Below are 26,978 nucleotides of genomic sequence, written 5' to 3'. Positions count from 1 at the left end.
TCGGGGGGATCGAATTCCACCGGACCGGCGTCTTCTCTGTGCGCGGGCCGCCTCAGCGCCCGCTGACCCGGCCGTGCAGCAGCAGCGACAACGCGGAGTGCACGTCGTCGAGCGTCCGCTCGGGCTGGAACGCCTGCCAGTCGAGAGCCGCCACCAGGACCATCCCGACCAGTGCGGCGGCCGTCAGCTGGATGTCGATCTCCTCGCTGAGCTCGCCGCCCGCGACGCCTTCGCGGAGCACCTCCTCGACGACGGCCACGGCCTCCTGGCGCACCACCAGGAGGGTCGACTGCCAGGCACGGTTGGTGCGCCAGAGCTCGGCGACGTACAGCTGGGTGAAGGCCGGGTAGCGGTCGATGAAGACCAGACCGGCCCTGATCATCGCGTCCAGCGCCTCCACACGGGTGCCGCCTCCCGCCTCCGCCGAGTCGGCGGCCGAACGCAGCGACTGGGTGAGCAGGCCGACGCCGTGCCGCAGCAGCTCCTCGAACAGCTCGCTCTTGCTCTTGAAGTTGTAGTAGACCGTGCCCTTGGCCACCCCGGCGCGTTCGGCGATCTCGTCGACCGTCGTCGCGGAGAACCCTTTTTCCGCGATGAGGGTCACCGCCGCCTCGTAGAGCTTCTGCCGGGTGACCTGTCGGCGCGTGGTGCCACTGCTGTCCATGCCCTTGATTCTCACAGGTCCCGGCACGGTCACAGACTCAGCTCCGGGTGCAGCCGGTCCAGGGTCCACACCTGCTTGCGGCGGGCGGACAGGGCGGTCAGCGCCAGAGCGCCCGCGGTGAACGCCAGCAGCACGGCGCAGCCCTGCCAGACCGGGCCGAGCCCGCCGCCCGTGATCAGCCGGCGCAGCCCGTCCACGACGTAGGTCATCGGCAGGTAGGGGTGGATCGCCCCGAAGAACCCAGGACTTGTCTGGACGGGATAGGTGCCCCCGGCCGAGGTCAGCTGCAGCATCAGCACCGCCAGGACGAGGATCCGGCCCGCCGCACCGAAGCGGGCGTTGAGCCACTGCACGATCGCTGCGAAGCAGCAGGTCACCAGGGCCAGGAAGCCGATCGTCCCGGCGGCGTGCGTCATCTGCAGACCGATCTGCCAGTGCAGCACCGACATCAGGGCGGCGACCTGGAGCAGGCCTGTCGCGGCGACGGGCAGCCAGCCCGCGAAGGCGATCCGCCAGGCCGGAGCCCCGGCCGCGAGCGCCCGCCGGTTGAGCGGCTGGATCAGCATGTACGCCACCATCGCGCCCACCCACAGCGAGAGCGGGATGAAGTACGGGGCGAAGCCGGTGCCGTAGTTGGGCGCCGCGTGCAGGGAGGACGAGGCCAGCTGCACGGGGTCGGCCATGACACCGGTACGGGCGTCGCGGTCCTTCTTGTCGTAGTCGGGGATCTTGCCGACCCCGTCGTTCAGCCCCTGGGCGAGCGTCGAGGAGCCGTCGCCCAGCCGGTACAGCCCGCTGTCCAGGGTCGTCGCGCCCGCCTTGAGCTTCTTGACGCCGGCGTCCAGGTCCCCGGCGCCCTTCCTGGCGGTCCCGAGACCCGTGTGGAGCGTGTCGGCACCCTTGGCGACCTTGTGCGCTCCCGTGTTGAGCGCGTTGATCTTCTTCACGGCGGACTCCAGGTCCGAGTCCAGGTTCGGCGAGCGCTTCGCCAGGGCGTCGGCCTGCTTCTCCAGGGTGGTCAGCTGGGTCCGCAGCTTCGCCAGGTCGCCCTTCTGGTTCTTGACCAGGGCGTTCAGGTCGTCGGACACCTTCGCGACATCCTCTGCCGCGGTCTTGGCGCGCTTCAGCTGCGGGCACACCCCGGGGTCGGGCAGCGGCTGGTCCTCGCAGCGGTCGCGGTAGACCTCGGTCAGGTCGTCGGAGGCCGTGTGGGCGGCGGCCGAGGCGGTGGGCGCCGCTTCGGCCAGCAGGTCCAGGTTGTCGCGCACCGCCTTCGAGGAGTCGGCGACCAGTCGGGCGGTGTCCCCGATGGCCTTGCCGTTGTCCTTCAGGAAGGGGCGCACGTCCTCGGCGACCGCGTTGACCTTGTCGGCGAGCAGCTGCGTGCCGCCGGCGACCTGCCGGGACCCCGTCTCGAGATCACCGGCGCCCTTGTCCAGCTTGGTGACGCCGGTGGAGAGCGTGCCGCTGCCCGACTTGGCGTCCTTCAGGCCGTCCGCGAGGTCCTTGGAGCCCTTCTTCGCCTTCGTGAGGCCGCTCTCGAGGTCGTCGGCCCCCTTGGCCGCCTTCGCGGTCGCGTCGTGCAGACCCGAGAAGTTGATGAAGATCCGGTCCAGGAAGCCGCGCGAGGCCTTGGCCGAGGCGGCGCTGCGGACCTCGGCGAAGACCGTCCTGGAGATCTGCCCGACGATGTAGTTGTTGGCGTCGTTCGTGCGCACCCGCAGGGCGCCGGTGCCGGGGGAGTCCCCGGAGCTCGATGCGATCCGCTCGCTGAAGTCCGACGGCATGGTCAGCGAGAGGTAGTACGTCCCGTCCTCGACGCCCTTCTCCGCCTCGGCGGAGCCCACCCGGTGCCAGTCGAAAACCTTCGAGTCGAGCAGCTTGCCGGTGATCTCGTCACCGGCCGCGAGGTGTTCGCCGCCGGTGTCCGCCCCCTTGTCCTCGTTGACGAGCGCGACGGGGATGCGGTCGAGCCGCCCGTACGGGTCCCAGAACGACCAGAGGTAGAGCGCTCCGTACAGCAGGGGCAACAGGAGGAGCGCCACGAGTGCGGCGCGCGGCATCCGGCCCCTCCCGAACCGTCGCAGCTCAAGCGCGGCCAGTCTCGGCGATCGCATCGGCCGTGTCCTTCCCGGTCGTCGTGTCATCGGGTACGTCCGCTCCGGCCTCCGGGCGGGTGCGCACGGTGAGCGCGTCCTCCGGGGACTCGCTGCACACGGCCAGCACCGTGGTCCCGCCGACCGCGAGGGTGCGGAGCAGCTCCCAGGCCAGGGCGCGGTCCGTGGCGGAGAGTTTGAGGTCCGCGTCGTCGACGGCGAGGAGCCGCGGACGGCCCATCAGGGCGAGGGCGACGGACAGGCGCAGGGCCTCCAGACGCTCCAGGTCGCGCACGGAGGTCCGTTCGGCCTTGGGCAGCACCGCGAGGTCGAGCCCCGCGGCCTCCAGCGCGGTGTCGATCGACGCCCGTGCCGTGGCGGCGCGTTCGGCGCGGGGCCGCAGCAGGGCGCGCGGCGAACCGCCGAAGCGGCGCCGCAGCAGGGCCCGTTCCCGCAGATGCTCGGCCACGGTGAGGGAGGGGTCCAGGTCGCTGACGCCGGGGACCGGGCCGAGGGCACTGAAGCGGCGCACGGCGGCGAGCCGTCCGGGCAGGCGTTCACCCCCGACCTCGGCGTGCCCCTGCGTGGAACGCATCCGGCCGGTGAGCGCCAGAAGCAGACACGTACGGCCCGAGCCGGAGGGTCCTTCCACCGCGACGAGCGATCCGGGACCGGCGGTGAACTCCACCCCCCGGAAGGCCCAGCCGCGCGGACCCTTCAGCCCGAAGTCCTCGGCGCTCAGAGACGCCCCGTGCGGGCTGTCCACGACCCCACCCCCATTTTTGCACTGACTGGTCAGTGCAAAAAACTAGCCCGAACTCGTGCGCGAAGCAAAGTGCCTGGTCAGAGGTGCGATCTGAGGGATTGTCAGTGGGGGCCGTCACGATGGATACATACGGCCACGGAGCCGTCACACGACGACAGGAGGTTCGTCATGGCCAGCTCGTCCGCAGCCGCCGCCCCGCGGCGCCGCGCAGGCAGCCCTGCCCCCTCACTGACCGGTCCGGCAACCGACGTCCATCCCGTTCTGCGCCGCACCACGGCGCCGCCCGCCGCTCTCGATCTGCTCGCCCAGGCCCACGCCGGCCTGGACGAGGCCGCCGTACTCGACGTGCCCAACGAGCGGTACGCCACCGCCCACCTCGCCGCGCTGCGCACCGCGGCCGCCGTGCTCGCCGCTCGCGGGCGGCCCGAGACCGGCAGGCGCCGCAGGGAGCGGATCCGCAGCGCCTGGGAGGTCCTCCCGGACATCGCGCCGGAACTCACCGAGTGGAGCGCCCTGTTCGCCTCCGGAGCCCCGCGCAGGGCCCGGGCGGAGGCGGGCATACCCGGCGCCGCCACCAGCCGCGACGCCGACGATCTGCTGCGCGACGCGGCCATGTTCCTGCGCCTGGTCGAGCGGATGCTGGTCCTCCAGCCCGTCCTGCCGCAGCCCCGGAGGGACGGCTCCGATCAGCGGCCCGACGCGGGATGACCACGCCGGCGGTGCGAGGCAATAGGGTGGACAGCACCCGTACCACCTGCACTGTTCACGCTCCGCCGTCCGTGGCGGCACCGTGCCGAGGAGTCAACTGCCGTGTCGGACCAGCTGCGCCCCCGCGCCTCCCTCCGTACCGCCGTGGTCTGGGAGGTCCTCAAGGACGCTCTCGAGCGCCGGGTAAAGGCGACCGGCAGGGAAGCCCTGGACGTGCTGGACACCGGCGGCGGCACCGGCAATTTCGCCGTGCCCGTCGCCCGGCTCGGCCATCGCGTCACCGTCGTCGACCCCAGCCCGAACGCCCTGTTCGCGCTGGAGCGCCGGGCCGACGAGGCCGGTGTCGCCGACCGCGTCCGAGGCGTCCAGGGCGACATCCTCGGTCTCTTCGAGGTGGTGGACCGTGCCGGTTACGACGCGGTTCTCTGCCACGGCGTCCTGGAGTACGTGGACGACCCCGCCGAGGGCGTGCGCAACGCGGTCGACGCGCTCCGCCCGTCCGGTGCCCTCAGCCTGCTGGGCGCCGGCCTCGGCGGTGCCGTCCTGGCCCGGGCGCTCGCGGGCCACTTCGCCGAGGCCCGGCAGGCGCTGACGGACCCCGCCGGGCGCTGGGGCGACGGCGACCCGGTGCCCCGCAGGTTCACCGCCGACCAGCTGACCGGACTGGTCGACGCCGCGGGCGTCGAGGTCGGCGCGGTCCACGGCGTCCGGGTCTTCGGCGACCTGGTGCCGGGCGTCCTCGTGGACACCGAACCGGGCGCGATGGACGAGCTCCTCAAGCTGGAAGCGGCCGTCGCGGAACTGCCGGCCTTCCACTCGGTGGCGACCCAGCTGCACGTTCTGGGAGAGAAGCGCGCCCAGCCGCGACGGTGACACTGCCGGAGTACAGCCGCGAAAGCGGCGGGAGCACGGCTGATCAGCAACGCAGCTGCAGACGGAGTACTGCCGGGAACACCCGATCGGGCCGCGAGCCCCGTATGATCGGGTGACACCATCCGGCATGACGGATCGGAGGTCGGGGAATCTACGCCTCAGCAGCCGAGCCGAAATGGCGGTCCGGACTGGCTATGGCTAGAGGGCGGGTTTCACGGGGGCGAATCCCTGCCTATCCTGGAAGGGCCGCATACCGGTCGCCCCCGCGGCCGACGACGAGGAGGACTCCGTGCCGCTCTCGGAGCACGAGCAGCGAATGCTCGAGCAGATGGAGCGAGCGCTGTACGCCGAAGATCCCAAGTTCGCTACAGCGCTTGAGGGAAGCGGGCTGCGCAGGTACACCCGGCGACGGGTCTACCAGGCGGTAGCCGGTTTTCTGGTGGGTATCGCGCTCCTCATGGCCGGAATGGTTTTCCAGCAGACCTGGGTCAGCGTGGCGGGATTCCTCGTCATGCTGGGCTGTGCCGTGCTGGCGGTCACCGGATGGCGCAAGGCGCCGAAGCCCGGTGAGCAGCAGCCGGCGGGGAGTGCGAGCGGGGGCGGAGGCGAACGCCGACATCCCAGGCAGCGCCGGTCGATGATGAACCGGATCGAACAGCGGTGGCAGCGCCGCCGCGACGAACAGGGCCAGTGAGCTTTCCGCTTCCCGGCCGGCGGCGGGCAGCCACCGGCACCGGACGCGGTCCGCGCACACCGAGAACTTGAAGCTGGACCTCACACGTGAGGGGCGGTCGCTGCGAAGCGACCGCCCCTCACGCGTTTCCAGCTCTGCCGGTGACCCGCAACGGCTTCGGTCCTGGAGCGGGGCCGGCCGGCCGCCGGCCCCGCTCCAGGGATCAGCCCTGCTGCCGTGACGGGCGGCGCAGCCGCGCCGCCCAGCGGTCGCGTCCCGCGCGCTCCGACCACCGGCGGCCGTACTCCGTCCGGCGTTCCGAGAGAGCCCAGATCACCCGGACGGCCGAACGGGGCGCGAGCGTCGCACGCACCTTCGCCCACCGGCCGGCCGAGGCCCACAGTCCCGCCCGGACGGCCCGCACATCATCGGCCGAAGCGGAGGTGGCGCCCGGCTCGGGTGCGTACAGCACCTGCTCCACCGCACCCGCCACCCGGTGGACCGCGGCGGCCGCCTGCCCGTCGAGCTGCCCCAGCCGCACGACGCGCGCCGCCGCCTTACGAGGGGTCTGCGACTCGTCCGGCGGAATGCCGTGGTCCCAGGCCGAATCGGTGATCTCCCACCAGGCGGCCATCACTCTGGCCGCCGCGTCAGCGGCCGTACGTCCTCCTGACGAGCCGAGCCTCCGGCCACGAGCCCGTATCCGCCAGAGCATCGGCAGGAGCGGGAGAGTGAGCACCACCAGGGCGCCGATCACCCACAGCGCCACCGTGCCGGCCGGGGTCCCGGGATCGCCGGAGTCCGTCGCGCCGGGGGCCGTGGACGCACCGCACTCACCCTGCTGACGCATCTGCGCGGGGCAGGACTCCGTGGCGGAGGGGGCGGCCGTGGGCGCCGTGGAGGCACCTTCCGTCGGAAGCGCCGGATCGCTGGGGTCCTGCGAGGGAGCGTCCGGCAGGGTGTACGCCGGGGTGGTGCCGCGGGACGGCGTCGGCTCGAAGCGGGTCCAGCCCACGCCCTCGAAATACAGCTCGGGCCAGGCGTGCGCGTCCCGCAGCCCGACCGACACCGAACCGTCCGCCTGGACCGTGCCGGGCGTGAAGCCCACCGCGACCCGGGCCGGGATGCCCAGGGTCCTGGCCATCGCTGCCATCGTGAAGGAGAAGTGGACGCAGAAGCCCTCCTTGTCCTTCAGGAAGCGCTCGATCGCGGCGGTGCCGGTACCCGAGGTGACCGTCGTGTCGTAGCGGAAACCGCCCGCCGAGGCGAACCAGTCCTGCAGGTTCACCGCCCGCTCGTAGTCGTTGGAGGCACCCGCGGTCACCCGCCGGGCGGTCTCCTCGACCACATCGGGCAGCGATGCGGGAACCCGCGTGTACTCACGGGCCAGGTCCGAACGCGGTTGCATGGCCGCGGCGAGCTGCGAAGCCGTGGGCTCCACCACCAGGCTGCTGACCTCGTACCGGGCGCCGCGCGTCGTCTGGCCGTCGTCGCCGACGAGGGTGCGGCCCTCGGGCTCGAACCGCCAGCGGCCCTGGATGTCCACCTCGCTCGCCGGGTAGGGGAGCGGCAGATACGTCTGCTGGTACGAACGCGACGCCGAGATGTTCGTCCGGATCTCGGTGACGGCGACACCCCCGTCCAGGCCGGCCGGCTGCGGCAGCCTGGCCGGGACGTCCCTCAGCCGGCGGGTCGAGGGACGCCACTCGCTGCCGGTGAACTGGTCCAGGGCCAGGATGCGCAGATAGAAGTCCTGCGGGTTGTCCGAGTTGGTGCGGTACGACATCACCTCCCGGTTCTCCGGCTGGTTGAGATTGTTCTGCAGCGAGACCAGCGGGTTCACCGCGGAGATCGTGCCCCCGCCGCTCCCCCTGCCCGACCCGCCGCCCGTGCCGCCCAGGAGCCCGCCGTCGAGCGCGGGCAGGGCCGCGGGCACGGCCAGCGCGATGCCCAGCGCCACCACGCCGATCCGCCGTCCCGTACGGACCGACGCCACGGCACGCCCGGAGCCGTCCAGGCCGGCCGCCAGCCCGCCCGACGTACGGGACACACCGCCGAAGACCCGTCCCCACTGGGACAGCCGGTCCCGGCCCTCGGCCAGCAGGAGAAGCAGATAGCCGCACGCCGCGAGCAGGAACCAGAGCCAGCCGGCCCCGCCGTCGGAGAGCCCGGCCGCGACCGAGTAGAGGGCGAGCAGCGGCAGACCGGCCGGCGCCGCGGCGCGGAGGGTCACCGCGAGGATGTCCACGGCGAGCCCGATCAGCAGCACGCCGCCGATCAGCATCAGCCGGATGCCGTCCGTCGCCGGAGCCGGGATGGCGTACCTGTTGACGTCGTCGGCGCCCAGGGTCAGCAGCTCGGCGAGCCGCTGGACCGCCTGGGGCCCGGGCACCACACCGAACAGGGCGTGCTCCCTGGCGAACGCCACGGTCAGGGCCAGCAGGGTCACGAGCACCTGGAGGGAGACCGTGAGGATCCGCGCCACACGCATCCGGCGGGCGAGCACACCCACACCGCTCTGGATGGCCAGCAGGAACGCGGCCTCCAGGACCCACTTCGACGTCTCGACCAGGGGCAGCAGGGAGCCCGCCGCCAGCATCGTGGCCGCGAAGGCGCACAGCGCCAGCCGGGTACGCCCGCTCATGACCAACTCCCGGAGAGCCCCGTCGTCGTTCCGGCCGCGGGCGACCGGTCGCCCGAGCCCTCCTGGCCCGCCTGCTGCCACAGCCGGGCGAGCTCCGCCCCGGGTGGCACCGCCATCGCCGTCCATCCCGCCTCGCGCAGCAGCCGCAAGCGGTCGGAGACCGGTGCCGGCGGCGCGGCTTCCGCGCCGCGCGCCCAGTCGTCGCCGTCCAGCACGAACGCGACGGCCCCCCGGCTGCGCTGCCGCATCCTGGCCGCCACCGCCGTCTGCTCCTCGTCGAGATCGCCGAAGAACGCCACCAGCAGCCCTTCACCGCCCCCGCGCAGCACGTCGTACGCCCGGGAGAGACCGCCCCCGTCGGAGTGGTCGACGACCGCGAGGGTGTCCATCATCAGCCCCGCCGAGTCCGCGGACTCCTGGGTCGGTCCGGCGTAACCGTCCGCGCTTTCACCCGGCACGGAACTCCCCTCGTCCGTGAGCAGCCGCACCGCGTAGCCCCGCTCCAGCATGTGCACCAGTGCGGAAGCCGCCCCGGACACCGCCCATTCGAAGGCCGACCCGGGGCCGGCCCCTCGATAGGCGATCCGCCGGGTGTCCAGCAGCACCGTGCACCTCGCGCGCTGCGGCTGTTCCTCCCGCCGCACCATCAGCTCGCCGTAGCGCGCGGTGGAGCGCCAGTGCACCCGGCGCAGGTCGTCACCGTGGCGGTAACCGCGCGGAATGATGTCGTCCTCGCCGGCCAGCGCCAGCGAACGCTGCCTGCCGTCGCCGTACCCGGAGGTCGCCCCGGCCAGCCGGAGCGGCGGAAGCGGCTCGGTGCGGGGGATGACCACGAGGGTGTCGTAGGCGCTGAAGGAGCGCGTCAGCTCGCACATCCCGAACGGATCGCTCAGCTGCAGCTGCAGCGGTCCCAGCGGGTAGCGCCCGCGCAGGTCGGAGCGGACCCGGTAGGACACCTCGCGTACGCCGCCCGGCTCCACCCGGTCCAGCACGAAGCGGGGCCGGGGGCCGAGGACGTACGGAACGCGGTCCTGGAGCATGAGCAGGCCCGTGTGGAGCCGGGACACGTTGTCCATGCGCAGATGGACCCGCGCCTCCGATCCCGCCGGCACCCGGGACGGCGACAGCCGGCGGCTGCCGGCCACCCTGTAGCGGGTGCGGTAGAGGACGGTGACGCAGACCAGCGGCAGCACCGCCAGCAGCAGACCCACCCGGAGCAGGTCGCCCTGGCCCAGCACGTAGGCGCAGACCGCCGCCGCCAGGCCGGCGGCCAGGAAGGACCGCCCCCGCGTCGTGAGTCCGCCGAGAGCCGCCCGCAGGCCGCCCTTGTCGTCGCTGTCGTCCACGGGGCCGGGCGCCCCGGACGTCATCACAGCCGCCGTGCGCCGGGCTGCCGGCCGTACACCGGGGTGCCCGGATGGTGCGGGGGCTGCGCGGGGGCCGCCGCGCCGCCCGACGTCGGCACCGGGGTGCGCTGCAGGATGTCCAGGACGACCTGCTCGGCCGTACGGCGGTTGAGCTGCGCCTGGGCTGTCAGCAGCAGCCGGTGGGCGAGCACCGCGACCGCGAGGGCCTGGACGTCGTCCGGCAGGGCGTATTCCCGCCCGCTCAGCGCGGCCGACGCCTTGGCGGCGCGCAGCAGATGCAGGGTCGCGCGCGGCGAGGCCCCGAGCCTGAGATCCGGGTGCTGGCGGGTGGCCGCCACCAGCTGCACGGCGTAGCGCCGGACGGATTCGGCCACGTGGACCGTGCGCACCGCGTCGATCAGCTTCACGATGTCGTGGGCATGGGCGACCGGCTGCAGGTCGTCCAGAGGGGAGGCCCCGCCGTGCACGTCGAGCATCTGGAGCTCGGCCTCGGCGCTCGGGTAGCCGATCGACACCCGGGCCATGAAGCGGTCACGCTGCGCCTCGGGCAGAGGGTAGGTCCCCTCCATCTCCACCGGGTTCTGGGTGGCCACGACCATGAAGGGATCGGGCAGCTCGTAGGTGTGCCCGTCGATCGTGACCTGGCGTTCCTCCATCGACTCCAGCAGCGCCGACTGGGTCTTGGGCGACGCGCGGTTGATCTCGTCGCCGATCACGATCTGGGCGAAGATCGCACCCGGCTTGAACTCGAAGTCCCGTCGCTGCTGATCGAAGATCGAGACCCCGGTGATGTCCGAGGGCAGCAGGTCCGGCGTGAACTGGATTCGCCGCACCGAACAGTCGATGGACCGTGCCAGCGCCTTGGCCAGCATCGTCTTGCCGACCCCGGGCACATCCTCGATCAGGAGATGCCCCTCGGCGAGCAGCACGGTCAGAGAAAGCCGTACGACCTCAGGCTTGCCCTCGATCACACCCTCGACCGACCTGCGTACCCGCTCCGCTGTGGTGGTCAGATCTGTGAGGCTCGCTCGATCGTCATAGGTCGTCACCCGGCCCTCCTCGGCCCCTTGTGCACGGGCCGACGCACAAAGCTGCCCGGCCCGCCCCGAAATACGGACACTCTCCGGAGGACCCGGAGAGATGTCACACCCGCATTCTTGTTGGCGTTACCGCTTCGTGTCACTCGCCTGTGGATATGTGAGGGCGAAATGCCGGATGTGGTCCGTATGTCGAGGGGTTCAGGAGGCGGGCAGGATCTCGCGCAGCGAGCCGGTGGTCACGTCGAAGACGAAGCCGCGGACATCGTCCGTGTGCAGGAGGAACGGGGAGGTGCGCACGCGCTGCATCGACTGCCGTACGTCCTGGTCGGCGTCCGTGTAGGCCTCCACCGCCCAGGCCGGGCGCTGTCCGACCTCGAACTCCAGATCCTTCCGGAACTCCTCGGTGATCGATTCCATGCCGCAGTTCGTGTGGTGGATGAGCACGACGCTGCGGGTGCCGAGCGCCCGCTGGCTGATCGTCAGCGACCGGATGACGTCGTCGGTGACGACGCCGCCCGCGTTGCGGATGGTGTGACAGTCGCCGAGCTCCAGGCCCAGCGCGGCGTGGAGGTCGAGGCGGGCGTCCATGCAGGCGACCACGGCGACCTGCAGCACGGGCCGCGCGTCCATGCCCGGGTCGCTGAACTTCTCCGCGTAACGCGTGTTCAGTTCGACCAGGCGGTCGGTCACCGTCCCCCCGGAGCGGGCGGCGGAGGACGAGGAGGAATCGGTCTGGGCGGAAGCCTGCGCAGAAGTCGACATAGCTATGACGTTAGCGTTCGAGACTGGACCTGGCGTGCTGTGGAAGGGGACAAAGAACGTCAACGTGGCTTGTTGTGAGGTAACCCACAAGCCTCACCGTCAGGCACCCGGCCGGGTGAGCTTGCCGGTCCGCCGCGGCGGTGCGACGCGCTGCCCGGTTCGTTGATCGGGAATGGATCGAATGGCAGGGTGGACTAAAGTGACGCGAAGTTACCGACACGCCTGCACATTCTGCATATTTTTACATGTTTCGAGTTCCCCGTGATGTGCGGCGTACATGCGGTCCGGCCCTCACCCGCCCGTCGGCCGGCCGACGCCTCCTTCCCCGGCGCCGGCCGACCTCCCCTTCCGGGCGGGCGGGGACCAGGCCGTATGTGCGGCCACACGGGACATAGCCTGAGAGGGCGCTTTGAGCCAGACCCGACACGTCCCGGTGATGCTCCAGCGATGCCTGGACCTGTTGGCCCCGGCTCTGGAGGCGACGGGACCGCGGCCCCCGGTCGTCGTCGACTGCACCCTCGGGCTCGGTGGGCACAGCGAGGCCCTGCTCGCCGCCTTCCCCGAGGTCCGGCTGGTCGCCCTCGACCGGGACAAGGAAGCTCTGCGGCTCTCCGGCGAGCGCCTCGCCCCGTACGGCGACCGCGCCACGCTGGTGCACGCGGTCTACGACGAACTCCCCGAGGTCCTCGACCGGCTGGGGATCCCCAAGGTCCAGGGCGTGCTGTTCGACCTCGGGGTCTCCTCCATGCAGCTGGACGAGGCGGACCGCGGCTTCGCGTACGCCCAGGACGCGCCGCTCGACATGCGCATGGACCAGACGACCGGCATCGGCGCGGCCGAGGTGCTCAACACCTACCCGCCGGGCGAACTCGTGCGGATCCTGCGGGCGTACGGCGAGGAGAAGCAGGCCAAGCGCATCGTCTCCGCCGTCGTCCGTGAACGCGAGAAGGAACCCTTCAGCAACAGCGCCCGCCTCGTCGAGCTGATCCGTGACTCCCTGCCGCAGGCCGCCAAGCGCACCGGCGGCAATCCGGCCAAGCGCACCTTCCAGGCCCTGCGCATCGAGGTGAACGGTGAACTCACCGTGCTGGAGCGGGCGATCCCGGCGGCGGTGCGGAGCCTCGCCGTCGGCGGCCGGATCGCCGTCCTCTCGTACCACTCGCTGGAGGACCGCCTCGTCAAGCAGGTCTTCGCCGCCGGCGCCGCCAACACGGCGCCGCCCGGACTGCCCGTGGTCCCCGAGCGTTACCAGCCCAGGCTGAAGTTGCTGACCCGCGGCGCCGAACTGCCCACCGAGGAAGAGGTCGCCGAGAACCGGCGTGCCGCCCCCGCCAGGCTGCGCGGCGCCCAGCGGATCCGCGAGGAGGAGCGATGAGCGGACCCCGCCGGGCCGGCCGGATGCGCATGAGGGCGGTGGCACCGCGGTGACCAGGACGGCCGAGCAGATGAAGGGGCGGGCCGGCCGGCTCGCCCGGCTGATGCCGTCGGGGCCGAGCAACGCCGCCCGCACCCCCTTCGTCCTGCTGGTCGTGCTCCTGCTCGCGGGTGGCCTGATCTCGCTCCTGCTGCTGAACTCCGCGCTCAATGAAGGATCGTTCAGGCTGAGCAAGCTGAAGCGGGAGACCACCGAGCTCACCGACGAGCAGCAGGCCCTCCAGAGGGACGTCGACAGCTACTCCGAACCCGACGCGCTGGAGCGCCGGGCCAGGGAGCTCGGCATGGTGCCCGGCGGCAGCCCCGCCTTCCTGAACCCGGACGGCACCGTTCGCGGAGAGCCCGAGCGGGCCACCGCGCAGCCTTCCCCCACCGAGGTCCCGGAGCCGGAGGCGAGCGCGGCCGGACCGGCCTCGTCCTCCGGCTCCGCGTCGCCCTCCGCGTCCCCCGCGACGCCGTCGACGGCCCCCACCGCACCGGCCTCGAACAGCCCGACCCCGCCCCCGACGAGCCCCGGCAGGTGACGCAGTGCCGTCCAAGGAACCGCCGCGCCGCCGTGTCCCCGGCCCCGCGCGCTCCCGTAACGCGGCCGGCGGACCGGGGCGCCCCCGGCCCGCCGGCCGCCCTGACGCCCGGCGTCCACGGAGCCCGGCGGCCAGGAAGCGACGCGGCGGCTCCCCGCGCTCCATCCGGCTGGGCAGCCCGCGCCCCCGGCTGCGCCTGATCAGCCTCTGCCTGACCCTCGTCATGCTGGCGTTCGTCGTCCGGCTCCTCCAGGTCCAGGCGGTCGACGCCGACACGTACTCCGCCAAGGCCGAGAAGAACCGCTATCTGGAGTACACGATCGCCGCCGAACGCGGTGAGATCACCGACCGCAGCGGCATCGCCCTGGCCACCAGCGTCGACGCGCACGACATCACGGCCGACCCGAAGCTCTTCACACCCGAGGACAGCAAGGCCCCGGACGCGCCGCAGCAGGCGGCGGCCCTGCTCGCCCCGATCCTCGGCAAGGACGAGGCGGACCTGGCGAAGAAGCTCTCCACCCCCAAGAGCCGCTACACGGTGCTGGCACGGCGCCAGACCCCGCAGGTCTGGAAGCAGATCAAGGACCTCAAGTCCGTCTTCGCGGAGAAGGCCGCCGAGGACAAGGCGAAGGGCGGCCCCGGAGCCAACGTCCTGGCCGGAGTCCTCCAGGAGCCCACCACCAAGCGCGTGTACCCCAACGGCGACCTCGCCGCCGGGATACTGGGATTCGTCAACGCCGAGGGCAAGGGCGGCGGCGGCCTGGAAGCACAGCTGAACAAGCAGCTCCAGGGCGAGGACGGCAAGATCCGCTACGCCCAGGCGGGCGGCCGGCCCGTACCGACCGCCGGCTCCACGGAGATCCCGGCCGTCGCGGGCACCGACGTCGAGCTGACGATCGACCGCGACATCCAGTGGGCGGCCCAGCGCGCCATCGCCGACCAGGTCGAGGAGTCCAAGGCGGACCGCGGCTACGTGGTCGTCCAGAACACGAAGACCGGTGAGGTGCTGGCCATGGCCAACGCCCCCGGCTACGACCCCAACGACCTCGCACAGAGCAACGCGGCCGCCCTGGGCAATGCCGCCCTCCAGGACGTGTACGAGCCCGGCTCCACCAGCAAGGTCATGTCCATGGCCGCGGTGCTGGAGGAGGGGGCGGCAACGCCCGGTACGCACGTCACCGTGCCCAACCGGCTGCACCGGGGCGACCGGCTCTTCCGGGACGACATCGACCACCCCACCTGGTACCTCACGCTCAACGGCGTACTCGCCAAGTCGAGCAACATCGGCACCATCCTGGCCACCGGGCAGCTCGGGAAGACCCAGGCCGAGGCCAACAAGGTCCTGTACTCCTACCTGCGCAAGTTCGGCATCGGCAGCACCACGGGGCTCGACTACCCGGGCGAGTCGCCCGGCATCATCGCCCACCCCAAGGACTGGTCGACCTCGCAGCAGTACACGATCCCGTTCGGCCAGGGACTCTCGCTCAACGCCATGCAGGCCGCCTCGGTCTACCAGACCATCGCCAACGGCGGGGTCCGGATCGAGCCCACCCTGGTCCGCGGGACCAAGGACGCGGACGACCGCTACACGGCGTCCGAAGCCCCGGAGCGCACCCGGGTGGTCAGCGAGAAGACGGCCAAGACGCTGGCGAAGATGCTGGAGTCCGTGGTGGACGACGAGGAAGGCACCGGGGCCAAGGCCCACATCGAGGGCTACCGGGTCGCGGGCAAGACCGGTACGGCCAACCGTGTCGACCCCGTACGCGGCGTCTACAAGGGCTACACCGCGTCCTTCGCGGGGTTCGCCCCCGCCGACGATCCGCAGATCGCCGTCTACTGCGCCATCCAGAACCCCACAAAGGGCAGCTACTTCGGCGGCCAGATCTGTGGCCCGATCTACAAGAAGGTCATGGAGTTCGCCCTGAAGACCCTCCAGACCCCTCCCTCCGGCAGCGATCCCGCCCGGCTGCCGGTGTCCTTCAAGCCCGGCGAGTAACTCGGGGGAACCCTCAGTGACGACCATCACCCCTGATCCCGGGAACCGGAACGAGAAGTACCGCGACCCCGGCCCCTCACTTCGCGAGAGGCCGGGTCCGCCCGGTACGCTCACCGCCGTGCCCCACGCTGATCAGTGTCAAACCACTCAGAAGGACGCGCCTGTGACCTACCCGGGAGCGCCCCGACCGGACAGGCTCCGGCCCACGTCCCTCGGAGAGCTGGCCGCCAGGCTCGGTGCCGGACCGCAGGATTCCGGTGAGGTCACCGGAATCACCCACGACTCCCGGGCCGTGCGCCCCGGAGACGTGTACGCGGCCCTGCCCGGTGCCCGTTTCCACGGTGCCGACTTCGCCGCCCAGGCGGCGGGCCTCGGCGCGGCCGCGATCCTCACCGACCCGGCGGGCGCCGAGCGCGCCGCCGACACCGGCCTCCCGGTCCTCGTCACCGAGGACCCGCGCGGCCGGATGGGCGACATCGCGGCCGAGATCTACGGACGGCCGGGCGTCGGCCTCCTCCAGATCGGCATCACCGGAACGTCCGGCAAGACCACCACGGCGTACCTCGTCGAGGGCGGGCTGCGCGGCGCCGGACGCAGCACCGGACTGATCGGCACCGTCGAGATGCGGATCGGCGACGAACGCATCAAGTCGGAGCGCACGACCCCCGAAGCCACCGACCTCCAGGCACTGTTCGCCGTCATGCGCGAACGCGGGGTCGAGGCGGTCGCCATGGAGGTCTCCAGCCACGCCCTGGTGCTCGGCCGGGTCGACGGCTGCGTCTTCGATGTCGCCGTGTTCAACAACCTCAGCCCGGAGCACATGGAGTTCCACTCCGGGATGGAGGACTACTTCCAGGCCAAGGCGCAGCTGTTCACCCCGGAGCGCAGCAAGCTCGGCGTCGTCAACTTCGACGACGAGTACGGCCGACGGCTGGTCGAGGAGGCGTCCGTCCCGGTCGTCACCTTCTCGGCGGAGGGCCACCCGGACGCCGAGTGGCGCGCCGAGGACGTCGAAGTCGGCCCCCGGGACAGCAGCTTCACCGTGATCGGCCCCAAGGGCGAGCGCATCACCGCCAGGGCCCCGCTGCCCGGCCCGTTCAACGTCGCCAACACCCTCGCCGCGATCGTCACCCTGGCCGTCGCGGGCGTCGACCCGCAGATCGCGGCCGACGGCATCGCGGCCGTCCCCGGCGTACCCGGCCGGCTGGAACGCGTCGACGCCGGCCAGCCGTACCTCGCGGTCGTCGACTACGCGCACAAGACCGACGCCGTCGAGTCCGTCCTGCGCTCCCTGCGGAAGGTCACCGAGGGCCGGGTGCACATCGTGCTCGGCTGCGGCGGTGACCGCGACACGACGAAGCGCGGCGCGATGGGCGCCGCCGCGGCACGGCTCGCCGACACCGCCGTACTGACCTCCGACAACCCCCGCTCCGAGGACCCGCTCGCGATCCTCGCCGCGATGCTCTCCGGTGCGGCCGAGGTGCCCGTCCACGAGCGCGGCGACGTGATCGTCGAGGCCGACCGGGCCGCGGCCATCGCCGCCGCGGTCGCCCGGGCCGAGCCCGGTGACACCGTGCTGGTGGCCGGAAAGGGACACGAGCAGGGCCAGGACATCCACGGAGTGGTGCGCCCCTTCGACGACCGGAAGGTCCTGCGCGAGGCCATCGAACGCTCCCTGGGGCGCACGGCCGCCGCGCACGCCGAGGACCGCGTACACACCCACGAGAACAACAGTCAGGGATGACCAAGTGATCGCCCTTTCCCTCGCCGAGATCGCCGGAATCGTCGGCGGGCAGCCGCACGACGTACCGGACGGCTCCGCCGTCGTCACCGGCCCCGTCGTCATCGACTCCCGGGAGGTGCGGCAGGGCTCCCTGTTCGCCGCTTTCGCGGGCGAGCGCGTCGACGGCCACGACTACGCGCAGCGCGCCGTCGAGGCGGGCGCGGTGGCCGTGCTCGCCGCCCGCCCCGTCGGAGCCCCGGCGATCGTCGTCGACGACGTCGTGGCCGCCCTCGGCGCCCTCGCCCGCGCCGTCGTGGAACGCCTCGGCACCACCGTCGTCGCGCTGACCGGCTCGGCCGGCAAGACGTCCACGAAGGACCTGATCGCCCAGCTGCTGGAGCGCAAGGCGCCCACAGTCTGGACGCCGGGCTCCCTCAACAACGAGATCGGTCTGCCGCTCACCGCGCTGCGCGCGACGGCGGAAACCCGCCATCTCGTGCTGGAGATGGGCGCGCGCGGTATCGGCCACATCCACTACCTCGCCGACCTGACCCCACCGAGGATCGGCCTGGTCCTCAACGTGGGCAGCGCCCACATCGGGGAGTTCGGCAGCCGCGAGGCGATCGCCCAGGCCAAGGGCGAGCTCGTCGAGGTCCTCCCGGAGGACGGCGCCGCGATCCTCAACGCCGACGACCCGCTCGTGCGGGCCATGGCATCCCGCACAAAAGCGCGGGTGCTCCTCTTCGGAGAGGCCCCGGATGCGGACGTACGGGGAGAGAACGTGCGGCTCACGGACGACGGCCGCCCCGCTTTCGCGCTCCACACCCCGACCGGGTGCAGCGACGTGACCTTGCGCCTGTACGGTGAGCACCACGTGTCGAACGCGCTCGCCGCGGCCGCCGTCGCCCATGAGTTGGGCATGTCCGTGACCGAGATCGCCGATGCGCTCTCCGGGGCGGGCACCCTCTCCCGCTGGCGCATGGAGGTCACCGAGCGTCCGGACGGTGTGACGGTCGTCAATGACGCCTACAACGCGAACCCCGAATCCATGAAGGCCGCACTCCGTGCGCTGGCCGCCATGGGCAAGGCCCGACAGGCAGCCGGGGGGCGCACGTGGGCGGTGCTCGGTCAGATGGCCGAGCTCGGTGACGCGTCGCTCGCCGAGCACGACGCGGTCGGACGGCTCGCCGTCCGGCTCAACGTCAGCAAGCTCGTCGCTGTCGGGGGGCAAGAAGCCTCCTGGCTGCAACTGGGCGCATATAACGAGGGTTCGTGGGGTGAGGAGTCGGTGCACGTGTCCGACGCACAGGCGGCCGTCGACCTGTTGCGCAGTGAACTGCGCCCGGGAGACGTCGTGCTGGTGAAGGCGTCCCGGTCGGTCGGCCTGGAGAAGGTCGCCCTGGCACTGCTGGAGACGACCGAGGGCGAGGTCGCCGTCCGATGAGGCAGATCCTCTTCGCGGGAGCCATAGGGCTCTTCCTGACCCTGGTCGGCACCCCGCTGCTGATCAAACTTCTGGCCCGCAAGGGCTACGGGCAGTTCATCCGGGACGACGGCCCGCGTACCCACGGCAGTAAAAAGGGCACGCCCACCATGGGTGGTATCGCCTTCATCCTGGCCACGATCATCGCGTACGTCCTGGCGAAGGTGATCACGGGCGAGGAGATGCGCTTCTCCGGCGTCCTCGTCCTGTTCCTGATGGCCGGGATGGGCCTCGTCGGCTTCCTCGACGACTACATCAAGATCGTCAAGCAGCGCTCGCTGGGCCTGCGTGCCAAGGCGAAGATGGCCGGTCAGCTGATCGTCGGCATCGCCTTCGCGGTGCTCTCGCTCCAGTTCGCCGACCTCCGCGGCAACACCCCGGCATCGACCCGGCTCTCCTTCGTCGAGGACTTCGGCTGGTCGATCGGACCGGTGCTGTTCGTCGTCTGGGCCCTGTTCATGATTCTCGCCATGTCCAACGGCGTGAACCTGACGGACGGTCTGGACGGCCTCGCCACCGGCGCGTCGGTGATGGTCTTCGGCGCGTACACCTTCATCGGGCTGTGGCAGTTCCAGGAGTCCTGCGCCAACGCGACGACCCTGACCAACCCGGAAGCCTGTTTCGAGGTGAGAGATCCGCTCGACCTCGCGGTCGTCGCCTCGGCCCTGATGGGCGCCTGCTTCGGCTTCCTGTGGTGGAACACCTCGCCCGCCAAGATCTTCATGGGTGACACCGGTTCGCTCGCCCTCGGCGGAGCGCTCGCCGGTCTCGCGATCTGCTCCCGCACCGAGTTCCTGATGGCCATCCTCGGCGGCCTCTTCGTGATGATCACCATGTCGGTGGTCATCCAGGTCGGCTCGTTCAAGATGACCGGCAAGCGGGTCTTCCGCATGGCGCCGCTCCAGCACCACTTCGAACTCAAGGGGTGGTCCGAAGTCCTTGTCGTGGTGCGCTTCTGGATCATCCAGGGCATGTGCGTGATCGTCGGACTCGGCCTCTTCTACGCGGGATGGGCAGCCAAGAAGTGAACGACGTGGACTGGCAGGGCAAGCACGTCACGGTGGCCGGGCTCGGCGTCAGCGGTATCCCCGCGGCCCGCGCCCTGCACGAGCGGGGGGCTCTCGTCACCGTCGTCAACGACGGCGACGACGAGCGCTCCCGCGCCCAGGCCGCCGAGCTGGAGGCGCTCGGAGTCACCGTGCGCCTCGGCGACGGCGACACCCTGCCGGAGTCCACCGAGCTCGTGGTCACGGCCCCCGGCTGGAAGCCCGGCAAGCCGCTCTTCAGGGCGGCCGCCGAGGGCGGCGTCCCCGTCTGGGGCGACGTCGAACTCGCCTGGCGGCTGCGGGGTCCCGATGCCGCACCCTGGCTCGCGGTCACCGGCACCAACGGCAAGACCACGACCGTGCGGATGCTCGCCTCGATCCTCGAGGCCGCCGGCCTGCGCACGGCCGCGGTCGGCAACATCGGGGTCTCCCTGCTGGACGCCGTGCTCGGCGACGAGACGTACGACGTACTCGCCGTCGAGCTCTCCAGCTACCAGCTCCACTGGGCGCCCTCGCTGCGCGCCCACTCCGGTGCCGTCCTCAACCTGGCCCCGGACCACCTCGACTGGCACGGCTCCATGGCGGGTTACGCCGCCGACAAGGGCCGGATCTACGAGGGCAACAGCGTCGCCTGCGTCTACAACGCGCAGGACGGGGCGACGGAGGACCTCGTGCGCGAGGCCGACGTGGAGGAGGGCTGCCGGGCCATCGGGTTCACCCTCGGTACGCCGGGCCCCTCGCAGCTCGGGGTGGTCGACGGCATCCTCGTGGACCGGGCCTTCGTCGCCAACCGGCAGAAGCAGGCCCAGGAGCTCGCCGAGGTCGGCGACGTCAATCCGCCGGCCCCGCACAACATCGCCAACGCCCTGGCGGCGGCGGCCCTCGCCCGGGCCTTCGGCGTACCGCCGACGGCCGTGCGCGACGGGCTGCGTGCCTTCCGCCCCGACGCCCACCGCATCGAACACGTCGCCGACGTCTCGGGGGTCTCGTACATCGACGACTCCAAGGCCACCAACACCCATGCCGCCGAGGCCTCCCTCGCGGCCTACGAGCCGATCGTCTGGATCGCCGGCGGCCTCGCCAAGGGCGCCACCTTCGACGAACTGGTCAGCGGGGCCGCGAAGCGGCTGAGGGGTGTCGTGCTGATGGGCGCCGACCGGGCGCTGATCCGCGAAGCCCTGGCGCGACACGCCCCCGAGGTACCGGTGGTCGACCTCGACCGGACCGACACTGGGGCGATGTCCGCAGCGGTCCGTGAAGCGGCACGGCTGGCCCGGCACGGTGACACCGTCCTGCTGGCCCCGGCCTGTGCCTCGATGGACATGTTCGTCAACTACAACAAGCGGGGCGAGGCGTTCGCGGACGCGGTCCGCCAACTCGCCGACGAGAGCGCCTGACGGGCCCGGCCTCCGCGTCGTACTGTCCCGGAGGACCGGGAGGGTTCCGGGACCCGGCACGAGCAGCACCGCCGGGGCCGGGGCCCCGGGCGAAAGCCCCGGGCACGAGCAGTGGAGGGGACAGCGACAATGCCGGCCGACGAGAGCTCAGCCGCGCGCGGAGCCGGCCGTTCACGGGCCACCGCCGCGATCAGCCGGGTGCTCACCCGGCCCCTGCTCGCCGGGCCGCTGCCCGCGGGCTCCGGGCCGCCGGCCGGGCTCGCCCTGCGGAGCCGGCCCGCCGCAGGCCCCCGACGGCCCCCCTCGCCGCGTGGCGGGGGACCGTCGAGGTCCGGCGGCGGGCAGCCCCGGCCGCGCCGGGGCGCCGGGGTGCGGCGGACGTACGAGCGGGCACGACGGGCCTGGGACCGGCCTCTGACCGCGTACTACCTGATCCTCGGTGCCGGCATGCTCATCACCGTGCTCGGCCTCGTCATGGTCTACTCCGCCTCGATGATCAAGGCGCTGGAGCTGGCACGGCCCGGCACCTACTTCTTCCGCAAGCAGTTCCTCGCCGCCGTGATCGGGGCCGGCCTGATGCTGCTGGCCTCCAGGATGCCCGTCAAACTCCACCGGGCGCTGGCCTACCCGCTGCTCATGGGCACGGTCTTCCTGATGGTCCTGGTCCAGGTGCCGGGGATAGGGATGTCGGTCAACGGCAACCAGAACTGGATCTATCTCGGCGGCCCCTTCCAGCTCCAGCCCAGCGAGTTCGGCAAGCTCGCCCTCATCCTCTGGGGCGCCGACCTGCTCGCCCGCAAGCAGGACAAGCGGCTGCTGGCCCAGTGGAAGCACATGCTCGTGCCGCTCGTGCCGGTCGCCTTCATGCTGCTCGGACTGATCATGCTCGGCGGCGACATGGGCACCGCGATCATCCTGACCGCGATCCTCTTCGGCCTGCTCTGGCTCGCGGGCGCTCCCACCAGGCTCTTCGCCGGTGTGCTCGCCTTCGCGTGCCTCATCGGCTTCCTGCTCATCAAGACCAGCCCCAACCGGATGTCCCGCCTAGGCTGCATCGGAGCGTCCGAACCCGGCCCCGGCGACTCGTGCTGGCAGGCGGTGCACGGGATCTATGCTCTCGCCTCAGGCGGATGGTTCGGTTCCGGGCTCGGCGCGAGTGTGGAAAAATGGGGTCAACTTCCCGAACCCCACACCGACTTCATCTTCGCCATCACCGGGGAGGAACTGGGCCTGGCGGGGACGCTGTCGGTGCTGGCCCTCTTCGCGGCTCTAGGCTATGCGGGTATCCGCGTGGCCGGACGCACGGAGGACCCCTTCGTGAGGTACGCAGCGGGAGGCGTGACCACCTGGATCACGGCGCAGGCCGTGATCAACATCGGTGCGGTGCTCGGCCTGTTGCCGATCGCCGGTGTCCCGTTGCCGCTGTTCTCCTACGGGGGTTCCGCCCTGCTGCCGACCATGTTCGCCGTGGGACTCCTGATCGCCTTCGCGCGGGAGGACCCGGCGGCGAGAGCGGCCCTGGCCATGCGGAGGCCCGGGGTCAGATGGAAGACGATGAGACGGCGCGTCACGAAGCGTCCGTCCGGAGAGCGGTGAATTTCGGTGCATGTCGTACTCGCCGGCGGGGGGACCGCCGGGCACATCGAGCCCGCGCTTGCCCTCGCAGACGCCCTGCGGAGGCAGGACCCGACCGTGGGAATCACTGCCCTCGGCACGGAGCGCGGACTCGAGACCAGGCTCGTACCCGAGCGGGGGTACGACCTGGCACTGATCCCTGCCGTACCGCTGCCGCGTAAGCCCACACCCGAGCTGATCACCGTCCCGGGGCGGCTGCGCGGCACCATCAAGGCCGCCGAGCAGATCCTGGAGCGCACCAAGGCTGACTGCGTGGTCGGCTTCGGCGGCTACGTCGCCCTGCCGGGCTACCTGGCGGCCAAGCGCGCAGGGGTCCCGATCGTCGTCCACGAGGCCAACGCCCGGCCGGGCCTGGCCAACAAGATCGGTTCGCGGTACGCCCACGGGGTCGCCGTCTCCACCCCGGACAGCAAGCTGCGCGGAGCCCGCTACATCGGCATCCCGCTGCGCCGCACCATCGCCACCCTCGACCGGGCCCGGGTCCGCCCGGAGGCGCGTGCCGCCTTCGGTCTCGACCCCAACCTGCCGACGCTGCTCGTCTCCGGCGGCTCGCAGGGCGCCCGCCACCTCAACGAGGTGGTCACGCGGATCGCACCGCTGCTCCAGCGGTCCGGAATCCAGATCCTGCACGTGGTCGGTCCGAAGAACGAATTGCCGCGCATCGACAACATGCCGGGGATGCCGCCCTACATCCCGGTACCGTACGTGGACCGGATGGATCTCGCGTACGCCGCGGCCGACATGATGCTCTGCCGCGCGGGCGCGATGACCGTCGCCGAGCTCTCCGCCGTCGGGCTGCCCGCCGCCTACGTCCCGTTGCCGATCGGCAACGGCGAACAGCGGCTCAACGCCCAGCCGGTGGTCAACGCCGGCGGTGGTCTGCTGGTGGACGACGCGGCGCTCACCCCGGAATGGGTGCAGGGCAACGTCCTTCCGGTGCTCTCGGACCCGCACCGGCTGTACGAGATGTCCCGTGCCGCCGCGGAGTTCGGGCGACGGGACGCCGACGACCTGCTCGTCGGCATGGTGTACGAAGCGATTGCCGCACGCCGCAAGGCGTGAGGCGGTGCGGACCCGGGGCACGCGCCCCGGGTCCGGCGAAGGAGCGAGCGTGGCCGGACCGACGACCGCCCAGCGCGGTGAGGCCGAGCGGGCCGACACCCCGGCCCGCCCGCCGCACATCGGCCCCCAGGGGCGAAGACTGACGGGCCGTACGCGGCTCGTCCTGGCCGCTGTCGGCCTCGTGCTGACCGCCGCCGGCACGGTCTGGGTGCTCTACGGCTCGTCCTGGCTGAGGCTGGAGCGGGTCACGACCACCGGCACCGACGTGCTCACGCGGAGGGAAGTGGAAGCCGCCGCGGCGGCCCCGGTGGGGTCCCCGCTGATTTCCGTGGACACCGGGGTGATCGCGGACCGGTTGCGCCAGAAGTTGCCTCGTATCGACTCCGTGGATGTCGTACGGTCATGGCCACACGGTGTCAGCCTTAAGGTGACCGAACGGAAACCGGTCCTGTTGGTCGAAAAAGGCACAAAGTTCATTGAAGTGGACGGAAAAGGCGTGCGCTTCGCAACTGTGGACAAGGCGCCGCCGCGTGTACCGCTGCTCGAATTGACGCCTGATCAGTCGGCCAGCCTGCGCCGCTTCGGCAGTGACCGTCTGCTGCGCGAAGCGGTCCGTGTCGCGGGGGACCTTCCGGGGCAGGTGGCGGGGGAGACCAGGACCGTGCGGGTCACCTCGTACGACTCCGCCGTCCTCGAACTGACCGGGGGGCGGACCGTGATGTGGGGCAGCAGTGAGGAAGGGCCCGTGAAGGCGCGGGTGCTCACCGCTCTCATGAAAGCGTCTCCCAAAGCGGGACACTTCGACGTGAGTGCTCCCACCGCCCCTGCGGCGTCCAAGAGTTGACGCACGTTTGGCCTGGCCAGCCCCCTGGTTGGTCAGCGCTACGGGTGATCACATAGGGTGAAAAGAAAAACGGGAGGTTCGGCGTGTTCGTTGAACGTGCGCCACTTGTCGACTTAGTGTCCTGTTCGGAAGAGTCCAAGAAGCAGACACACTGGTAACCCTAAACTTCAACGTTAGGGTTTGGGTCGGCGTCCGGACCGACCCAATCGGCATCCGTCGTCGCGGCGGGACTACCGCGAAGCGACGACACGTAACTCGAGGCGAGAGGCCTTCGACGTGGCAGCACCGCAGAACTACCTCGCAGTCATCAAGGTCATCGGTGTCGGCGGCGGTGGTGTCAATGCCATCAACCGAATGATCGAGGTCGGTCTCAAGGGCGTCGAGTTCATCGCGATCAACACCGATGCGCAAGCACTGTTGATGAGCGACGCCGACGTCAAGCTCGACGTCGGCCGTGAACTCACCCGTGGCCTCGGCGCCGGGGCGAACCCGGCCGTCGGTCGTAAGGCGGCAGAGGACCACCGTGAGGAGATCGAGGAGGTCCTCAAGGGGGCCGACATGGTCTTCGTCACCGCCGGAGAAGGCGGCGGCACCGGCACCGGCGGCGCACCCGTCGTCGCCAACATCGCGCGCTCGCTGGGCGCCCTGACGATCGGCGTGGTCACCCGCCCGTTCACATTCGAGGGCCGGCGACGCGCGAACCAGGCGGAGGACGGCATCGCCGAGCTCCGCGAAGAGGTCGACACCCTCATCGTCATTCCCAACGACCGGCTGCTGTCCATCTCGGACCGCCAGGTCAGCGTGCTCGACGCGTTCAAGTCGGCCGACCAGGTGCTGCTCTCGGGTGTCCAGGGCATCACCGACCTCATCACCACCCCGGGCCTGATCAACCTCGACTTCGCCGACGTCAAGTCGGTCATGTCCGAGGCCGGATCGGCTCTCATGGGCATCGGATCCGCCCGTGGCGACGACCGCGCGGTGGCCGCCGCGGAGATGGCGATCTCCTCGCCGCTCCTGGAGGCGTCCATCGACGGCGCCCGCGGTGTCCTGCTCTCGATCTCCGGCGGCAGCGACCTCGGTCTCTTCGAGATCAACGAGGCCGCCCAGCTGGTGAGCGAGGCGGCCCACCCCGAGGCGAACATCATCTTCGGCGCGGTCATCGACGACGCGCTGGGCGACGAGGTGCGGGTCACCGTCATCGCCGCGGGCTTCGACGGCGGACAGCCGCCGGCCCGCCGGGAGAACGTCCTCGGATCCAGTGCCGGCAAGCGCGAGGAGTCGGCTCCGCCGGCCCGGACCGCCGAGCCGGCCCGCCAGAGCGGCGGACTGGGCTCCGTGCCCCCGCGCGAGGAGCCCCAGACGCCGGCCGAGCCGGCGCCCGTGGCGAACGAGACCTCGCTGCCGCCGGTCACCCCGCCGCACGTCCCGACGGCCCGTCCCTACCAGGACAACCAGGCCGAAGAGCTGGACGTACCGGACTTCTTGAAGTGATAGGTCCGCAGCACGCGGTGAAAGCCGCGGAGTCTTCGGCGGGCGGCGCCCATTTCGCCTTCACCGACAGGTGGGGCGGAGTGAGCGCCGTTCCGTACGAGGAGCTCAACCTCGGCGGTGCGGTCGGCGACGATCCCGCCGCCGTCGGCGCGAACCGTGCGCGCGCAGCCCGCTCCCTCGGTCTCGACCCGGCCCGGGTGGTCTGGATGAACCAGGTGCACGGGCGTGACGTGGCCGTGGTGGACGGCCCTTGGGGCGACGCCGCGGACATCCCCGCGGTGGACGCGGTGGTGACGGCGCGGCGCGGACTCCCGCTCGCGGTGCTCACCGCCGACTGCACGCCCGTGCTGCTCGCCGATCCGGCGGCCGGTGTGGTCGCCGCCGCCCACGCGGGAAGGCCCGGTCTGGTCGCGGGAGTCGTACCGGCCGCGGTCGAGGCCATGATCGCACTCGGGGCGGAACCGTCCCGGATCACCGCGCACACCGGACCGGCCGTCTGTGGACGGTGTTACGAGGTTCCGGAGCAGATGCGCGCCGAGGTCGCCGAAGCCGTCCCGGCATCGTGGTCGGAGACCGCTTGGGGAACACCCGCGGTGGACGTCACGGCCGGGGTCCACGCCCAGCTCGCGGAGCTCGGCGTCGGGGACCTGCACAGCTCGCCGTTCTGCACTCTGGAATCCGGCGACCATTTCTCGTACCGCCGCGACCGCACCACAGGACGGCTCGCCGGATATGTCTGGTTGGACTGAT

22 protein-coding genes are annotated in these 26,978 nt (G+C 71.4%); 15 read left to right on the top strand and 7 right to left on the bottom strand.

Features of this window, described 5'->3' with window-relative positions; all coding sequences use genetic code 11:
• Positions 1-52 precede the first annotated feature (52 nt).
• The 3 genes from OG379_RS10780 to OG379_RS10770 are packed head-to-tail and all read right to left on the bottom strand — an operon-like array spanning position 53 to position 3,526.
• The gene (locus OG379_RS10780; RefSeq protein WP_405661556.1) at positions 53-664 is read right to left on the bottom strand and encodes a TetR/AcrR family transcriptional regulator; all 612 of its coding nucleotides are present in this window, start codon (positions 662-664) and stop codon (positions 53-55) included.
• Positions 665-693: 29 nt separating this feature from the next.
• Positions 694-2,781: a YhgE/Pip family protein gene (locus tag OG379_RS10775; RefSeq protein ID WP_405661554.1), complete on the bottom strand. Its 2,088-nt coding sequence runs from the start codon at positions 2,779-2,781 to the stop codon at positions 694-696.
• On the bottom strand, positions 2,753-3,526 hold the full coding sequence (locus OG379_RS10770; protein ID WP_405661551.1) for an ATP-binding cassette domain-containing protein: 774 nt from the start codon (positions 3,524-3,526) through the stop codon (positions 2,753-2,755). The genes OG379_RS10775 and OG379_RS10770 overlap by 29 nt, the downstream gene beginning before the upstream one ends.
• A 168-nt stretch (positions 3,527-3,694) precedes the next feature.
• Here OG379_RS10770 and OG379_RS10765 point away from each other — a divergent pair, with 168 nt between their 5' ends.
• The 3 genes from OG379_RS10765 (at position 3,695) to OG379_RS10755 (ending at position 5,801) form a co-directional block, all read left to right on the top strand.
• Positions 3,695-4,234: an SAV_6107 family HEPN domain-containing protein gene (locus tag OG379_RS10765; RefSeq protein ID WP_393755675.1), complete on the top strand. Its 540-nt coding sequence runs from the start codon at positions 3,695-3,697 to the stop codon at positions 4,232-4,234.
• Positions 4,235-4,336: 102 nt separating this feature from the next.
• A complete protein-coding gene (locus OG379_RS10760; RefSeq protein ID WP_393755673.1) occupies positions 4,337-5,107 on the top strand; it encodes a class I SAM-dependent methyltransferase in 771 nt (256 codons plus the stop codon).
• Between the two features lie 289 nt (positions 5,108-5,396).
• The gene (locus OG379_RS10755) at positions 5,397-5,801 is read left to right on the top strand and encodes a DUF3040 domain-containing protein (protein WP_033303312.1); all 405 of its coding nucleotides are present in this window, start codon (positions 5,397-5,399) and stop codon (positions 5,799-5,801) included.
• A gap of 202 nt (positions 5,802-6,003) precedes the next feature.
• Here OG379_RS10755 and OG379_RS10750 read toward each other — a convergent pair whose 3' ends face one another.
• The 4 genes from OG379_RS10750 to OG379_RS10735 form a co-directional block, all read right to left on the bottom strand.
• Positions 6,004-8,424, bottom strand: coding sequence for a DUF3488 and DUF4129 domain-containing transglutaminase family protein (locus OG379_RS10750; RefSeq protein WP_405661547.1), 2,421 nt, complete (start codon positions 8,422-8,424; stop codon positions 6,004-6,006).
• A complete protein-coding gene (locus OG379_RS10745; RefSeq protein ID WP_405661545.1) occupies positions 8,421-9,794 on the bottom strand; it encodes a DUF58 domain-containing protein in 1,374 nt (457 codons plus the stop codon). Before OG379_RS10745 ends, OG379_RS10750 begins: the two co-directional genes overlap by 4 nt.
• Entirely contained in the window at positions 9,794-10,840 is a 1,047-nt protein-coding gene (locus tag OG379_RS10740) for an AAA family ATPase (protein ID WP_405661542.1), read from the bottom strand. Before OG379_RS10740 ends, OG379_RS10745 begins: the two co-directional genes overlap by 1 nt.
• A 189-nt stretch (positions 10,841-11,029) precedes the next feature.
• Positions 11,030-11,593 (bottom strand): beta-class carbonic anhydrase, encoded by a 564-nt coding sequence (locus OG379_RS10735; RefSeq protein WP_393755665.1) that lies wholly within the window; start codon positions 11,591-11,593, stop codon positions 11,030-11,032.
• A gap of 409 nt (positions 11,594-12,002) precedes the next feature.
• Here OG379_RS10735 and rsmH point away from each other — a divergent pair, with 409 nt between their 5' ends.
• The 12 genes from rsmH (at position 12,003) to pgeF (ending at position 26,977) form a co-directional block, all read left to right on the top strand.
• Complete coding sequence (rsmH, locus tag OG379_RS10730) at positions 12,003-12,968, top strand: 16S rRNA (cytosine(1402)-N(4))-methyltransferase RsmH (protein WP_401510437.1); 966 nt, start codon at positions 12,003-12,005, stop codon at positions 12,966-12,968.
• A gap of 49 nt (positions 12,969-13,017) precedes the next feature.
• Positions 13,018-13,551, top strand: coding sequence for a septum formation initiator family protein (locus OG379_RS10725; protein ID WP_405661539.1), 534 nt, complete (start codon positions 13,018-13,020; stop codon positions 13,549-13,551).
• Positions 13,552-13,555: 4 nt separating this feature from the next.
• Entirely contained in the window at positions 13,556-15,547 is a 1,992-nt protein-coding gene (locus OG379_RS10720; protein WP_405661537.1) for a penicillin-binding transpeptidase domain-containing protein, read from the top strand.
• A 16-nt stretch (positions 15,548-15,563) separates the two neighbouring features.
• Entirely contained in the window at positions 15,564-17,291 is a 1,728-nt protein-coding gene (locus OG379_RS10715; protein WP_405661535.1) for a UDP-N-acetylmuramoyl-L-alanyl-D-glutamate--2,6-diaminopimelate ligase, read from the top strand.
• A 4-nt stretch (positions 17,292-17,295) separates the two neighbouring features.
• The gene (gene murF / locus OG379_RS10710; protein WP_393755655.1) at positions 17,296-18,714 is read left to right on the top strand and encodes a UDP-N-acetylmuramoyl-tripeptide--D-alanyl-D-alanine ligase; all 1,419 of its coding nucleotides are present in this window, start codon (positions 17,296-17,298) and stop codon (positions 18,712-18,714) included.
• Positions 18,711-19,781 (top strand): phospho-N-acetylmuramoyl-pentapeptide-transferase, encoded by a 1,071-nt coding sequence (mraY, locus tag OG379_RS10705; protein ID WP_104789809.1) that lies wholly within the window; start codon positions 18,711-18,713, stop codon positions 19,779-19,781. The genes murF and mraY overlap by 4 nt, the downstream gene beginning before the upstream one ends.
• Entirely contained in the window at positions 19,763-21,196 is a 1,434-nt protein-coding gene (gene murD, locus OG379_RS10700; protein ID WP_405661532.1) for a UDP-N-acetylmuramoyl-L-alanine--D-glutamate ligase, read from the top strand. The genes mraY and murD overlap by 19 nt, the downstream gene beginning before the upstream one ends.
• Before the next feature lie 129 nt (positions 21,197-21,325).
• Positions 21,326-22,792 carry a putative lipid II flippase FtsW gene (gene ftsW / locus OG379_RS10695; protein WP_405661530.1) on the top strand — a complete coding sequence of 489 codons (1,467 nt, stop codon included), beginning with the start codon at positions 21,326-21,328 and terminating at the stop codon, positions 22,790-22,792.
• Positions 22,793-22,798: 6 nt separating this feature from the next.
• Positions 22,799-23,893, top strand: coding sequence for an undecaprenyldiphospho-muramoylpentapeptide beta-N-acetylglucosaminyltransferase (gene murG, locus OG379_RS10690; protein ID WP_393755648.1), 1,095 nt, complete (start codon positions 22,799-22,801; stop codon positions 23,891-23,893).
• A 49-nt stretch (positions 23,894-23,942) separates the two neighbouring features.
• Complete coding sequence (locus OG379_RS10685) at positions 23,943-24,737, top strand: cell division protein FtsQ/DivIB (protein ID WP_405661528.1); 795 nt, start codon at positions 23,943-23,945, stop codon at positions 24,735-24,737.
• A gap of 276 nt (positions 24,738-25,013) precedes the next feature.
• On the top strand, positions 25,014-26,228 hold the full coding sequence (gene ftsZ / locus OG379_RS10680) for a cell division protein FtsZ (protein ID WP_393755642.1): 1,215 nt from the start codon (positions 25,014-25,016) through the stop codon (positions 26,226-26,228).
• 17 nt (positions 26,229-26,245) lie between these two features.
• Positions 26,246-26,977, top strand: a complete 732-nt coding sequence (gene pgeF, locus OG379_RS10675; RefSeq protein WP_405661526.1) for a peptidoglycan editing factor PgeF — start codon at positions 26,246-26,248, stop codon at positions 26,975-26,977.
• The last annotated feature ends 1 nt before the right edge of the window (position 26,978 follow it).

The organism is Streptomyces sp. NBC_01166 (genome assembly GCF_045039765.1).
Lineage (GTDB): Bacteria > Actinomycetota > Actinomycetes > Streptomycetales > Streptomycetaceae > Streptomyces.
The sequence above is the reverse complement of the archived record's forward strand: the minus strand, read 5'-3'. Positions and strand labels throughout refer to the sequence as shown.